The organism is Citrobacter sp. wls827 (genome assembly GCF_005280875.1).
Classification (GTDB): Bacteria; Pseudomonadota; Gammaproteobacteria; order Enterobacterales; family Enterobacteriaceae; genus Citrobacter; species Citrobacter youngae.
Window position 1 is genome coordinate 122,543 of record NZ_SZWR01000019.1, and the last position, 13,445, is coordinate 135,987.

The 13,445-nt window shown below is 51.9% G+C and carries 16 protein-coding genes and 1 riboswitch; of the genes, 12 read left to right on the top strand and 4 right to left on the bottom strand.

Annotation, left to right across the window (positions count from 1 at the left end):
* From cbiB to pduF, 4 genes are all read right to left on the bottom strand, one after another.
* A partial coding sequence (gene cbiB, locus FDX03_RS23540) for an adenosylcobinamide-phosphate synthase CbiB (protein ID WP_249357087.1) occupies positions 1-639 on the bottom strand: 639 nt, incomplete at its 3' end.
* Positions 636-2,015, bottom strand: coding sequence for a cobyrinate a,c-diamide synthase (locus FDX03_RS15940; RefSeq protein WP_137346220.1), 1,380 nt, complete (start codon positions 2,013-2,015; stop codon positions 636-638). The genes cbiB and FDX03_RS15940, both read right to left, overlap by 4 nt.
* Before the next feature lie 87 nt (positions 2,016-2,102).
* A riboswitch (cobalamin riboswitch) is annotated at positions 2,103-2,278 on the bottom strand.
* 332 nt (positions 2,279-2,610) lie between these two features.
* Positions 2,611-3,522, bottom strand: coding sequence for a regulatory protein PocR (pocR, locus tag FDX03_RS15945; protein WP_048211991.1), 912 nt, complete (start codon positions 3,520-3,522; stop codon positions 2,611-2,613).
* A 202-nt stretch (positions 3,523-3,724) separates the two neighbouring features.
* Complete coding sequence (pduF, locus tag FDX03_RS15950) at positions 3,725-4,534, bottom strand: propanediol diffusion facilitator PduF (RefSeq protein ID WP_101741436.1); 810 nt, start codon at positions 4,532-4,534, stop codon at positions 3,725-3,727.
* A 525-nt stretch (positions 4,535-5,059) separates the two neighbouring features.
* On the opposite strand from pduF, the gene pduA reads away from it, so the two are divergent.
* The 12 genes from pduA to FDX03_RS16010 are packed head-to-tail and all read left to right on the top strand — an operon-like array spanning position 5,060 to position 13,437.
* Positions 5,060-5,341 carry a propanediol utilization microcompartment protein PduA gene (pduA, locus tag FDX03_RS15955; protein WP_003030255.1) on the top strand — a complete coding sequence of 94 codons (282 nt, stop codon included), beginning with the start codon at positions 5,060-5,062 and terminating at the stop codon, positions 5,339-5,341.
* Entirely contained in the window at positions 5,341-6,153 is an 813-nt protein-coding gene (gene pduB / locus FDX03_RS15960) for a propanediol utilization microcompartment protein PduB (RefSeq protein WP_048211993.1), read from the top strand. The genes pduA and pduB overlap by 1 nt, the downstream gene beginning before the upstream one ends.
* Before the next feature lie 18 nt (positions 6,154-6,171).
* A complete protein-coding gene (gene pduC, locus FDX03_RS15965; RefSeq protein ID WP_005128020.1) occupies positions 6,172-7,836 on the top strand; it encodes a propanediol dehydratase large subunit PduC in 1,665 nt (554 codons plus the stop codon).
* Positions 7,837-7,846: 10 nt separating this feature from the next.
* Positions 7,847-8,521, top strand: a complete 675-nt coding sequence (gene pduD / locus FDX03_RS15970) for a propanediol dehydratase medium subunit PduD (RefSeq protein ID WP_116360213.1) — start codon at positions 7,847-7,849, stop codon at positions 8,519-8,521.
* A 14-nt stretch (positions 8,522-8,535) separates the two neighbouring features.
* Complete coding sequence (gene pduE / locus FDX03_RS15975) at positions 8,536-9,054, top strand: propanediol dehydratase small subunit PduE (RefSeq protein WP_048211994.1); 519 nt, start codon at positions 8,536-8,538, stop codon at positions 9,052-9,054.
* A 15-nt stretch (positions 9,055-9,069) separates the two neighbouring features.
* Positions 9,070-10,902, top strand: a complete 1,833-nt coding sequence (locus FDX03_RS15980) for a diol dehydratase reactivase subunit alpha (RefSeq protein ID WP_048211995.1) — start codon at positions 9,070-9,072, stop codon at positions 10,900-10,902.
* A complete protein-coding gene (locus tag FDX03_RS15985) occupies positions 10,892-11,242 on the top strand; it encodes a glycerol dehydratase reactivase beta/small subunit family protein (RefSeq protein ID WP_048211996.1) in 351 nt (116 codons plus the stop codon). Before FDX03_RS15980 ends, FDX03_RS15985 begins: the two co-directional genes overlap by 11 nt.
* 19 nt (positions 11,243-11,261) lie before the next feature.
* A complete protein-coding gene (gene pduJ / locus FDX03_RS15990; RefSeq protein ID WP_001057752.1) occupies positions 11,262-11,537 on the top strand; it encodes a propanediol utilization microcompartment protein PduJ in 276 nt (91 codons plus the stop codon).
* Between the two features lie 24 nt (positions 11,538-11,561).
* Positions 11,562-12,038 carry a BMC domain-containing protein gene (locus FDX03_RS15995; RefSeq protein ID WP_061067712.1) on the top strand — a complete coding sequence of 159 codons (477 nt, stop codon included), beginning with the start codon at positions 11,562-11,564 and terminating at the stop codon, positions 12,036-12,038.
* Positions 12,038-12,670: a phosphate propanoyltransferase gene (locus FDX03_RS16000; RefSeq protein WP_048211998.1), complete on the top strand. Its 633-nt coding sequence runs from the start codon at positions 12,038-12,040 to the stop codon at positions 12,668-12,670. Before FDX03_RS15995 ends, FDX03_RS16000 begins: the two co-directional genes overlap by 1 nt.
* Positions 12,667-13,158: a microcompartment protein PduM gene (gene pduM / locus FDX03_RS16005; protein ID WP_137346221.1), complete on the top strand. Its 492-nt coding sequence runs from the start codon at positions 12,667-12,669 to the stop codon at positions 13,156-13,158. Before FDX03_RS16000 ends, pduM begins: the two co-directional genes overlap by 4 nt.
* A 3-nt stretch (positions 13,159-13,161) precedes the next feature.
* On the top strand, positions 13,162-13,437 hold the full coding sequence (locus tag FDX03_RS16010) for a EutN/CcmL family microcompartment protein (RefSeq protein ID WP_048212000.1): 276 nt from the start codon (positions 13,162-13,164) through the stop codon (positions 13,435-13,437).
* The last annotated feature ends 8 nt before the right edge of the window (positions 13,438-13,445 follow it).

The following is a 13,445-nucleotide window of genomic DNA, read 5'->3' on the forward strand; positions in this document are numbered from 1 at the left end:
GCTCAGTCTTGCCGGAATAAAGTTAGCGACATCGTCCAGACGGGCGCTGACCATGCCGATAGCACGGTACTTTTCATGTTTGTACCCCACCATTGAATCGAGGGTATTCACCGCTTTGTAGGCCATCGCCAGTGGCGCACCGCCCAGTAAGAGGAAGAACAACGGCGCGATGATGCCGTCAACGGTGTTTTCCGCCACGGTTTCCACCACGGCGCGGTTGATCTGTTTTGGTTGCAGCTGTGAGGTATCACGTCCCACAATCCAGGAGAGTTTTTCCCGACTTTCGGCAAGATTATTGGCACGCAATGGACGCTCTACATCCAGCGCAGCATTTGCCAGACAACGCCCCGCCAGCACAGTGAAAATCATCCACACCTCAACGACCCAACCAAACCAGGGATGAATTGATTGCGCCAGCGCCAGTACCCCCCAGGACACAGCCCAGGTCAGTCCAACCACCACAATCCACATCACTGCACCACCAATGCGAAGCGCGCGGTCGCTATGGCAGTAACGACGAACAACGCGTTGCACGGCAGAAATCAGATTGCCAATCCAGCGCACCGGGTGAGGCCAGTTCTGCGGATCACCAATGATAAAATCCAGCAGCCAGGCAACGCACCATGCGAGTATCGTCATAGCGCATTCCTCGCAGCGGCCAGCCAGTGATTGAGCATTTCGGGGCGCTGGGCAAAATGAACGTGCAGATAACTGGCGAAGGTATTTCCGACCTGCCATCCACCTGACCAGGCCTGCAGCGTTTTGCCATCACGCACCTTGCGGCAATTCATCACCGCCGGGGTTTCAGGGGTAAAGTCGGAATAGTGGAATTCATGCCCGCGCAGGACTTCACCGGCCGTTGCCAGCAATGTTTGCTGTGTGGCTTGTGCCTCGCAGTAGCCAAACCGGGTCAGCCGTTTGCCCATTTTGCTGTGCCCTGGAATGATATCCGCCATTAGCCAGCAATCGCCGTTGCTGTCCTCCAGCGAGCTACCGAGATACATCAACCCTCCGCACTCTGCATAAATAGCGACGCCACGCTGATGCGCCGCTCGCAGTTGCTCCAGCATGGTGACATTACGGGCCAGGGCCGCAGCATGCAGTTCCGGATATCCGCCGCCTAACCAAATCATCTGACAGTCTGGTAAACAGGTATCATGCAGCGGGCTAAAACGAACAATATTGAGGCCCGTACGCGCCAGTAATGTAATGTTATCCGGATAATAAAAGTTGAACGCCTCGTCATCAGCAATGGCCAGCGTTAACCCTGCTCCTGCGTCTGCTGCCGGTAGCGCGGGCCATTCGCCAACAGGAAGGGTGTTTAACTGGCTTAATGCCAACAACGCGTCGATATCCAGCGTCTGTTCCAGCGTCGCGGCAAAATCCTGCCACGGCTGCTGGTTGATAACTGACTCACGAGCGGTAACTAAACCCAGATGACGTTCAGGAAGAGCGACGCCCTCCATGCGGGGAACGTAGCCTAATACAGGCACGGAGCAGTAACGCTCAATGGCAACTTTGAGTAGCTGGTAATGTGTTTCGCTGTTGACCCGATTAACAATCACGCCTGCAATGTTCAGACTGGGATCAAAATGCTGGAATCCCATCACCGTGGCGGCTATCGAAGTGGAAACCGCCTTACCATCAACCAGCAAGATGACCGGGCAACCTAACTGTTTCGCCATCGCCGCAGTACTGCAGTAATCAGGGTCTGTACCATAGCCGTCATATAACCCCATAACGCCTTCGATAACGGCAATATCCGCGTGCTGCATCTGCTCGCAAAATAAGGCATTCAGTGTAGAGGTGGGTAGCATGAAGCTATCAAGATTACGGGAAGCCGTGCCGCACACCGCGGTGTGCCAGCCAGTATCAAGGTAATCAGGACCGACTTTGCATGGCTGGACGCGTAAACCGCGCTTTTTCATCAGGCTCAACAGGCCCAGCGTCACCGTGGTTTTGCCACAGCCGCTACCGGTACCTGCAAGAACAAATGCGTGAAAACTGGCCGCCATACCCTGATCCTGTTCAGGGTGGTAGGGGTGTATAGATACCCAGTCTCTCGACTGTATGCATCTGCGCAACCCACTTCCCACCGAAGTTGTTGGTAGTCACCGACAGGCAGGTCTTCTGGCTTAGCGTCGTCCTCGCCCGTCCTTCCCAATCTTGCGATCAGTGGTCTATACGGGGTCGTCAGCATCACAGCAGCGGGGGCTGCGGGGGATTCTCACCCCCTTCCCTACCACAAATGTGGCAAACCTGTCAGTTCAAGAGCCGATTTAATTTGGCTCTGTGTCTTGAGGCAAATTCACGACCTCATGACAATAATTCAATTTAATATCTTGCCGGGTACATTCAACCAATGTTATGGCCTCAACCCGTTTATTCATATGTTCATTTTTTGAATGAAAGCGTCATTAAAGAATAAAGAAAGTCTTTCACACAGACACTGTATCTCATCACAAAAATAAAAACTGGTGCAGTTTATCCCTCAAATACTATTATTTTGTTGCGCTATGACAATTTATTGACTGCTGTAGTTATTTTTCATTTTATAATGACTGACATAGCGTACGATATCAAAAATCGGCAATAGCAAATTATTGCTATTTAAGCTGTCTCTTCAGATGAGGTGACATTTATTTGCTGACGGAAAGCCTGCGGCGTAACCTGGTACGTTTGACGGAATACTTTGCAAAAATAACTGGTTTGTGAAAAGCCTAAATTTCGCGCAATACTGGCGATGCTCCAGTCGCTATGACAAAGCAACTCTTTGGCACTCGCCATTCGCTGTTGATTTACCCATGCGTTAAACCCTATCCCCTGATATTTTTTGAACAATTTGCTGAAATAGTAAGGACTGAGATAAACGTGAGAGGCAACATCTTCCAGACGCAGCTCGTCTGATAAATGCGCATCAATATAGCGCAAGGCTTTCTTCATTTTACTGTCATGCGGATTGGTACTGCGGTTAGCGCGTACCGGTTCTGACTGCTGCGGATTGTCTTTGATTACGACGAAATTCAGTTGTTTTTTAAGACAATTTTCTACAATGAGCTTTAGCAAATCCGCGGAAGCAATAACCCGCGAATAGTCCATTTCCGGTACATTACGAAATTCACTCACCAGTTCGGGATCGGCTTGCCAACGGTCGTCCACGTTCAGAATATCCACCAGCCCCACGTCATTGCTTAGGCGCACCTGGCCACATAAGACAAACCCGACCAGATGTCCCGCAATGACCAGCGGAATGGAGAAGTCGGTAAGTCCGGCATGGCAGCGATAAATGCAGGGTTGATCGGATTTTGAAGCTTCCAGTCCCCCACAGCGATCGCTCATACGACATCGTGTACTATGCTGAGGATGCTGGCGCATCAACTGGCAAAAAGGAGTGAAATTAAAAAGCTCAGAAATTTCATCACCGTGAATATTGACAACCACAACAGCCAGACTGGTGGCCTGCGCAAAATCCTGTGCGATTTTATTAATGAGTTCTGAGTTCAGGGCACTCGCAGAAATCATGATAAAACCTCTCAGTTAATTTATTGTTATAAATAAAACACATTATTTACATCTGCTTTTCATCTCGCTATCCAGAGCAATGATAAAAGGCGTATTCGAACATAACAAAAGTCTCCCATTCTTGGGAGACTTTTTAAGCGGTTCAGGAAACCTGATCACGAAAACAGTTATTACATTTCAAAAATAAACATTTTCCGTGAAGCTAACGCTCATTTTCCTCCAGCTTACAGCTATTACACGGTAAGTTTTTGCCAATAAAGTAACGATAAATTGCTGCCCCCGCACAAGCGCCAATGATAGGTGCCACGATCGGGACAATAAAGTAAGGAATATCACGCCCCCCAGTCATCGCGACATCCCCCCAACCCGCCATCCATGCGAACAATTTTGGCCCAAAATCACGAGCCGGATTCATGGCGAATCCGGTAAGCGGTCCGGTCGATGCCCCAAGAACGGCAACCAGAATACCGATCAGTAGTGGTGCCAACGGCCCCCGGGGAATCCCATTGCCATCATCGGTGAGCGCCATGATCATCCCCATCAGAATGGAGGTAATCACAACTTCCACCAGTGCAGCCTGCCAGACGCTGAGTGCAGCGGCAGGATAAGTGCTAAATATGCTGGCAAGCTGCAAACTTTCGAAGCTACCCCGCACCATGTGGTGGGCGGTTTCGTACTCGATAAACAAACTGCCATACAACAAATAGGCGAGCAGAGCGCCACCAAAGGCACCAGCCACCTGAGCAATGGAGTACGGCAACACTTTACGACCTGGAAAACAGGCAAACAACCACAGTGCGATGGTGATAGCGGGATTGAGATGTGCACCTGAGATCCCTGCTGTCAGATAAACTGCCAGAGAGATCCCCAGTCCCCATATAATGCAGATCTCCCATAACCCTAAACTGGCACCGGCTACTTTCAGGGCGCTCAGGCATCCAATGCCAAAAAACAAAAACAACCCGGTACCCAAAAACTCGGCAATGCATTGCGCTTTTAGTGAATCGTTCATTGTGACACCTTCTAAGCAGAGTTCGTGTCTTTACCAGCGGACTCCTTGCTGGCAAGTAGAATACTTCGAGGCTTACTATAAAAAGCCATGTCGGCAAATTGTTGGCAATCTGCGGGCGGTATGACTTTAAAAATCGTGTTGCGATAGCAAATTCTTGCCATCACTTTTATTAAACAAAGCCAAATGACGGGGAATTTCTCTATTATTTGTACATTTTAGAAATAATAAAATATTGCCAATAGCATAATCTTGTTTTCAGATAACCGTCACAAATTCATTTTCCCCGCATAGCAAATGATATTTCACCTGTCACGTTCAAAAGTGTAAATATGGAATTAACATAACCAAATAATCACATCAACAAATCTAAAAATGATCAATAAAAACAACACAATAAAATAATTAACAGCAATTTTATATCACCAGTTCCTCACTATTTTTTCTCTCATACATTCAAGTCAGCCATTCTTTTTCCTCGCTTCTTTTTATAGTCATGAAAATCGGGACAACCCAGGCGAGGTCTTTATGCAACAAGAAGCGTTAGGAATGGTAGAAACCAAAGGCTTAACTGCAGCCATAGAGGCCGCAGATGCAATGGTGAAGTCAGCCAATGTAATGCTGGTCGGCTACGAAAAAATTGGTTCGGGACTGGTAACAGTCATTGTCCGCGGTGATGTCGGCGCGGTTAAAGCAGCAACAGATGCCGGTGCCGCCGCGGCCCGTAACGTGGGAGAAGTGAAAGCCGTACACGTCATTCCACGTCCTCATACCGATGTCGAAAAAATCTTACCGAAGGGAATTAGCTAATGAGCAGCAATGAGCTGGTTGAACAGATCATGGCGCAGGTGATTGCTCGTGTGGCAACGCCAGAACAGCAGGCTATCCCTGAAAATAATCCTCCAACACGAGAAACGGCTATGGCAGAGAAGAGCTGCAGTTTAACGGAATTTGTCGGTACTGCGATTGGCGACACCGTCGGTCTGGTGATCGCCAACGTAGATAGCGCCTTACTGGACGCGATGAAACTTGAAAAGCGTTATCGCTCCATTGGCATCCTTGGCGCACGTACTGGTGCGGGTCCACACATCATGGCCGCTGATGAAGCGGTGAAAGCCACAAATACTGAAGTCGTCAGCATCGAGTTGCCGCGTGATACCAAAGGCGGCGCTGGTCATGGTTCGCTAATAATTCTCGGCGGTAATGACGTTTCTGACGTGAAGCGCGGGATTGAAGTTGCGCTGAAAGAGCTGGATCGCACCTTTGGCGACGTTTATGCCAACGAAGCCGGTCACATCGAGATGCAATACACCGCACGCGCCAGCTACGCGCTGGAAAAAGCCTTTGGCGCACCGATTGGTCGTGCCTGTGGCGTCATCGTCGGCGCACCCGCATCCGTAGGTGTCCTGATGGCCGATACGGCGCTGAAATCCGCCAATGTTGAAGTGGTGGCCTACAGCTCCCCCGCCCATGGCACCAGTTTCAGCAACGAAGCCATTTTGGTCATTTCCGGTGACTCAGGGGCCGTGCGTCAGGCTGTTATCTCAGCCCGTGAAATCGGTAAAACCGTGCTGGCGACCCTCGGCTCAGATCCCAAAAACGACCGTCCGTCCTATATCTGATATCAGTGAGGCTGATTCATGAGATCGAAAAGATTTGAAGCACTGGCGAAACGCCCTGTGAATCAGGACGGCTTCGTTAAGGAGTGGATCGAAGAAGGCTTCATTGCGATGGAAAGCCCGAACGACCCTAAGCCGTCGATTAAAATCGTCAACGGGATGGTCACTGAACTGGACGGCAAATCCGCCAGTGAATTTGATCTGATTGACCACTTCATCGCGCGCTACGGCATTAACCTGGCTCGCGCTGAAGAGGTGATGGCGATGGACTCGGTTAAACTCGCCAATATGCTTTGCGACCCCAACGTCAAGCGTATGGACATTGTTCCTCTGACCACGGCAATGACGCCAGCGAAAATTGTGGAAGTGGTTTCACACATGAACGTCGTTGAGATGATGATGGCCATGCAGAAAATGCGTGCCCGCCGTACCCCATCTCAACAAGCGCACGTGACTAACGTCAAAGATAACCCGGTACAGATTGCCGCCGATGCTGCAGAGGGTGCCTGGCGTGGCTTTGATGAGCAGGAAACGACCGTTGCTGTTGCACGTTACGCGCCGTTTAACGCGATTGCACTGCTGGTAGGTTCGCAGGTTGGACGCCCAGGTGTGTTAACTCAGTGTTCTCTGGAAGAAGCCACCGAGCTGAAACTCGGCATGTTGGGCCACACCTGCTACGCAGAAACCATCTCCGTCTACGGTACTGAACCCGTCTTTACAGACGGTGACGACACGCCATGGTCAAAAGGTTTTCTGGCCTCTTCTTACGCTTCACGCGGCCTGAAAATGCGCTTCACGTCTGGCTCCGGTTCAGAAGTTCAGATGGGCTATGCCGAAGGCAAATCGATGCTTTATCTGGAAGCGCGCTGCATTTACATCACCAAGGCAGCTGGCGTTCAGGGTTTGCAAAACGGTTCAGTAAGTTGTATTGGCGTACCTTCAGCCGTGCCATCGGGTATTCGCGCGGTGCTGGCAGAAAACCTGATCTGCTCGTCACTGGATCTGGAGTGCGCCTCCAGTAATGACCAGACCTTTACCCACTCCGATATGCGTCGTACTGCTCGTCTGCTTATGCAATTCTTGCCGGGTACAGATTTCATTTCATCTGGTTATTCCGCTGTTCCGAACTACGACAACATGTTCGCAGGTTCCAACGAGGATGCCGAAGATTTTGACGATTACAACGTCATCCAGCGCGATCTGAAAGTCGACGGTGGTCTGCGTCCGGTGCGTGAAGAAGACGTTATCGCCATTCGCAATAAAGCAGCTCGCGCACTGCAGGCCGTATTCGCCGGGATGGGATTACCGCCAATCACCGACGAAGAAGTCGAGGCCGCGACCTACGCCCACGGTTCAAAAGATATGCCAGAGCGTAACATCGTTGAAGACATCAAATTTGCGCAAGAGATCATCAATAAAAACCGTAACGGTCTGGAAGTGGTGAAAGCTCTTGCTCAGGGCGGGTTTACCGATGTCGCTCAGGACATGCTCAACATCCAGAAAGCCAAGTTAACCGGGGATTATCTGCATACCTCCGCCATTATCGTTGGCGACGGACAGGTGCTGTCCGCAGTAAATGACGTCAATGACTATGCCGGTCCGGCAACAGGTTATCGCCTGCAAGGCGAACGCTGGGAAGAGATCAAAAACATCCCTGGCGCACTTGATCCCAACGAACTTGGCTAAGGGGTGAAAAATGGAAATCAATGAAAAGCTGCTGCGCCAGATAATTGAAGACGTACTGTCTGAAATGCAAACCAGCGACAAACCTGTCTCATTCAGCTCAACGACAGCGGCTAGCGCACCACAGGCTGCAGCGGTACAAGGCGACAGTTTTCTGACTGAGATTGGCGAAGCCAAACAGGGCCAGCAGCAGGATGAAGTGATTATTGCCGTAGGGCCAGCGTTTGGTCTGTCGCAAACCGTCAATATCGTCGGTATACCGCACAAAAATATCTTACGCGAAGTGATTGCCGGTATTGAAGAAGAAGGCATTAAAGCGCGCGTTATCCGCTGCTTTAAATCCTCTGATGTGGCGTTTGTTGCCGTGGAAGGTAACCGCCTGAGTGGCTCCGGGATCTCTATCGGCATCCAGTCAAAAGGCACCACGGTTATTCATCAGCAGGGATTACCGCCGCTTTCTAACCTGGAGCTGTTCCCTCAGGCACCGCTTCTGACGCTGGAAACCTACCGTCAGATCGGTAAAAACGCCGCGCGTTATGCCAAGCGTGAATCTCCGCAACCGGTCCCTACGCTGAATGACCAGATGGCTCGTCCTAAGTACCAGGCGAAATCAGCCATTCTGCACATTAAAGAGACCAAATACGTCGTGACGGGCAAAAACCCGCAGGAACTGCGCGTGGCGCTTTGATAAAGGATAACTCCATGAATACCGACGCAATTGAATCGATGGTTCGGGATGTGCTGAGCCGGATGAACAGCCTGCAGGGAGAGTCCGCAACTCCGACCACGGCGAGTTCATCAGCTCATACCGCGAAAGTCTCGGACTACCCTCTCGCGAATAAACATCCTGAGTGGGTAAAAACCGCAACCAACAAAACCCTGGATGACTTCACGCTCGAAAATGTTCTGAGCAATAAAGTGACGGCGCAAGACATGCGCATCACCCCTGAAACGCTGCGCCTCCAGGCGGAAATCGCCAAGGATGCCGGACGTGACAGGCTGGCGATGAACTTCGAGCGCGCCGCTGAGCTAACCGCCGTACCTGACGACCGTATTCTTGAGATCTACAACGCGCTGCGCCCGTACCGCTCAACGAAAGACGAGCTGATGGCCATCGCCGACGATCTCGAAAATCGTTATCAGGCAAAGATCTGCGCAGCTTTCGTTCGTGAAGCGGCAGCGCTGTACGTTGAGCGTAAAAAACTCAAAGGCGACGACTAACTCAGGGACAGGATCATGCGATATATAGCTGGCATTGACATAGGCAACTCATCCACGGAAGTCGCTCTGGCTACCCTGGATGAGTCTGGCGCACTGAGCATCACCAGCAGTGCGCTGGCGGAAACCACCGGGATTAAGGGCACATTGCGTAATGTGTTTGGCATTCAGGAGGCGCTTACGCTGGCGGCTAAAAACGCCGGAATCAATGTCAGCGATATTGCGCTCATCCGTATTAACGAAGCCACTCCGGTCATTGGCGACGTGGCGATGGAAACGATCACCGAAACCATCATCACTGAGTCCACTATGATCGGTCATAACCCTAAAACGCCAGGCGGCGTCGGGTTAGGCGTCGGCATCACGATTACGCCGGAAGACCTGCTCAGTCGTCCGGCGGATACGCCCTATATTCTGGTAGTGTCATCAGCATTTGATTTCGCCGATGTCGCCACGATGATAAATGCTTCCGTCCGCGCCGGGTACCAGTTAACTGGCGTTATTTTGCAGCAGGACGATGGCGTGTTGGTCAGCAATCGTCTGACTCATCCCCTGCCCATCGTCGATGAAGTGCTTCATATCGACCGCATCCCATTGGGTATGCTGGCCGCTATTGAGGTCGCGGTTCCAGGCAAGGTTATCGAAACCCTTTCCAACCCGTACGGAATCGCGACTGTCTTTAGCCTTAGCGCAGAGGAGACCAAGAACATTGTCCCCATGGCCCGCGCACTGATTGGCAACCGTTCTGCGGTAGTGGTGAAAACGCCGTCAGGTGATGTGAAAGCTCGTGCAATACCTGCCGGAAACCTGGAACTGCAATCGCAAGGACGAACAGTACGCGTCGACGTCGCGGCAGGTGCCGACGCGATTATGAAAGCGGTTGGCGAATGCCCGAAACTGGATAACGTCACCGGAGAGGCGGGAACCAATATTGGTGGCATGCTGGAGCACGTACGCCAGACAATGGCTGAATTAACCAACAAACCCAGTCATGAAATCTTTATTCAGGATCTGTTGGCAGTTGATACTTCAGTCCCAGTCAGCGTGACCGGGGGACTTGCCGGCGAGTTTTCGTTGGAACAGGCCGTTGGTATTGCTTCTATGGTGAAATCAGATCGCCTGCAAATGGCGATGATTGCCCAGGAAATAACGCAAAAACTCAACATTGATGTGCAGGTTGGTGGTGCTGAAGCCGAAGCCGCTATTCTGGGTGCCTTAACCACACCGGGTACTACACGTCCACTGGCTATTCTGGATCTTGGGGCCGGATCTACTGACGCCTCTATCATCAACCCGAAAGGCGAAATTATTGCCACGCATCTGGCAGGGGCCGGCGATATGGTCACAATGATCATTGCCCGAGAACTGGGGCTGGATGATCGTTATCTCGCTGAAGAGATTAAAAAATACCCGCTGGCGAAAGTTGAAAGCTTGTTCCATCTTCGCCACGAAGACGGCAGCGTCCAGTTCTTCCCCACTCCGCTCCCGCCAACGGTATTTGCCCGCGTGTGCGTGGTGAAACCCGATGAACTGGTGCCACTGCCGGGCGAACTGGCGCTGGAGAAAGTTCGCGCCATTCGCCGCAGCGCCAAGGAGCGCGTTTTCGTCACCAACGCGCTCAGAGCGCTACGTCAGGTAAGTCCGACCGGGAATATTCGGGACATTCCTTTTGTCGTGCTGGTTGGCGGTTCCTCGCTGGACTTCGAAGTTCCGCAACTGGTCACCGATGCACTGGCTCATTATCGCCTCGTTGCCGGGCGCGGCAACATTCGTGGCACCGAAGGTCCGCGCAATGCGGTTGCCACAGGGTTGATTCTCTCCTGGTACAAGGCATTCGCTCATGGAAAGTAATCTCACCACGCCAGCCATTGTTATCTTCACTACTACCGGCTGCGCTGAAGTCTGGAATGACGTGCTGCTGGGTATTGAGGAAGAAGGGATCCCCTTTGTGATTCAGGAGAGCCATTCAACTGACGTTATCCACAATGCATGGCTGGCTGCCTGCCAATCACCATTGCTGGTTGGCATTGGCTGCAGTCATGAAAAACTGGTCGTGCACTACAAAAACTTACCTACATCAGCGCCACTTTTTACGCTGACGTATCAACAAAATAGCCATGATCGCCGCAGCATTGGCAATAACGCTGCGCGGCTGGTTAAAGGCATTCCGTTCCGCGAATGCCACTCATAATCCACAGGAGAAAAGCAGTATGAATAACGCACTGGGACTGGTTGAAACAAAAGGGCTTGTCGGCGCTATTGAAGCCGCTGATGCCATGGTGAAATCCGCAAACGTGCAGTTGGTTGGTTACGAAAAAATTGGTTCAGGCCTGATCACCGTGATGGTCCGCGGGGATGTCGGCGCCGTAAAAGCAGCGGTAGATGCAGGAAGCGCAGCAGCAAGCGCCGTTGGCGAGGTGAAATCCTGCCACGTTATCCCGCGTCCGCATAGCGACGTTGAAGCCATTTTACCTAAATCTGCATAAGTCGTTGCAAACAAGGAGCACAGCGTGAAGCAATCACTGGGATTACTTGAAGTTAGTGGTCTGGCATTAGCCATCAGTTGCGCGGACGTCATGGCGAAAGCCGCCTCCATCACGCTGGTGGGCCTCGAAAAAACCAACGGCTCAGGCTGGACGGTGATCAAGATAATCGGGGATGTGGCCTCCGTTCAGGCGGCTATATCCACCGGTGCTAATTTAGCAGAATTGCGAAATGGACTGGTCGCGCACAGGGTCATTTCCAGGCCCGGAGAAGGCATTCTTTCCCACAGTGTGCCCGTGCAGCCAGAGCCAGCACCAGCGCCAGAACCGATACCTTATCTATCGCAAGAGCAAGAAGAGATGGCTACAGAAATTGCATTACCTGAAGCCGCGCAACAGGCAGAGTTGATTAGCTGCAATCTGTGTCTTGACCCTGCCTGTCCCCGTCAAAAGGGCGAGCCGCGCACTCTTTGTCTGCACTCTGGTAAACGAGGTGAAGCGTAATGGATAAACAGCAACTGGAAACAACGGTCAGTAAAATACTGGATGAAATGCGTGAACGCCCTATCCCTCTCGGGATTTCGAATCGCCACATCCACCTTTGCGCCGAGGACTACACTCGCCTGTTTCCTAATCAGCCGATTAGCGAGAAAAAGGGTCTGTTGCAGCCCGGACAATATGCCGCAGATCAGACCGTCACGCTGGTCGGACCGAAAGGTCAGTTAAAGAATGTGCGTCTGCTTGGTCCACTGCGTAGTACTAGCCAGGTGGAGATATCTCGTACCGACGCCCGCACATTAGGTATCGCTGCGCCGCTGCGCATGTCCGGCAATATTCAGGGCACGCCTGGCATTCGTCTTATCAGCCCCTTTGCTGAACTGGAGTTACCCTCCGGGGTTATTGTTGCCCAGCGACATATCCATATGTCGCCGCTGGATGCGCTGATACTGCGTGTCTCTCATGGAGATAAAGTCTCCGTGGCAATCAATGGCGATGAACGCCGACTGATTTTCGATAACGTCGCCGTACGTGTTTCGCCGGATATGCGCCTTGAGATGCATATCGATACAGACGAAGCCAATGCAGCAGGCGCTGATAATCCGCAGGCATTTGCCACACTGGTGACCTCACGATGAACAACGAACTGCTGCAACGCATTATCGAGGAGGTTGTTTCCCGATTAAAAAAACGCGCGGAAAGTACCATCACGCTGAGCGTCGCACAGTTACGGGAAATCGATTCCCGGACATTATGTTGTCAGTACTCGTCACTGCACCTCCTTCAGGCAGACCTGCCTTTACTGGAAAAAATTGCAGATTGCAGTCCGTCCAGTGTCGCAGTGGTAACAATCCACGAGGCGCTGGCATGCGGGCTTCGCGTAAAAATCTCTCTACAGCATCGGCTGCTACCGGCACTCCCCGCGAAAAAGCTCGCGCGTCTGCCGCTGGAGTTCAGTGACGAGTTGGGACGAATCATCGTGCTGCATCCTGAAACGCTTCTCAGCTACGCCGACGTCGCCCAATTGAAGGGTGGTGTACTGGTACTACGCCGTCGATGTGTCGTGACGGCTCTGGCTCAGGAAGCTGTCGGTACGCGAAATGTCCAATTAATTAAGCAGGAGTGAGCTATGCATTTGGCCCGGGTTACAGGCGTTGTGGTTTCCACGCAAAAATCCCCATCACTGGTGGGAAAAAAACTCTTGCTGGTACGTCGGGTGAGTGCTGACGGAGAGCTCCCCGCCTCCCCCGCTACCGGAGATGAAGTCGCGGTTGACTCAGTCGGTGCAGGAACGGGCGAACTGGTGTTACTCAGCAGCGGATCCAGCGCCAGACACGTTTTTTCCGGCCCGAATGAGGCCATCGACCTGGCTATCGTCGGCATTGTCGACACGCTTTCTCGCTAGGAGGAACT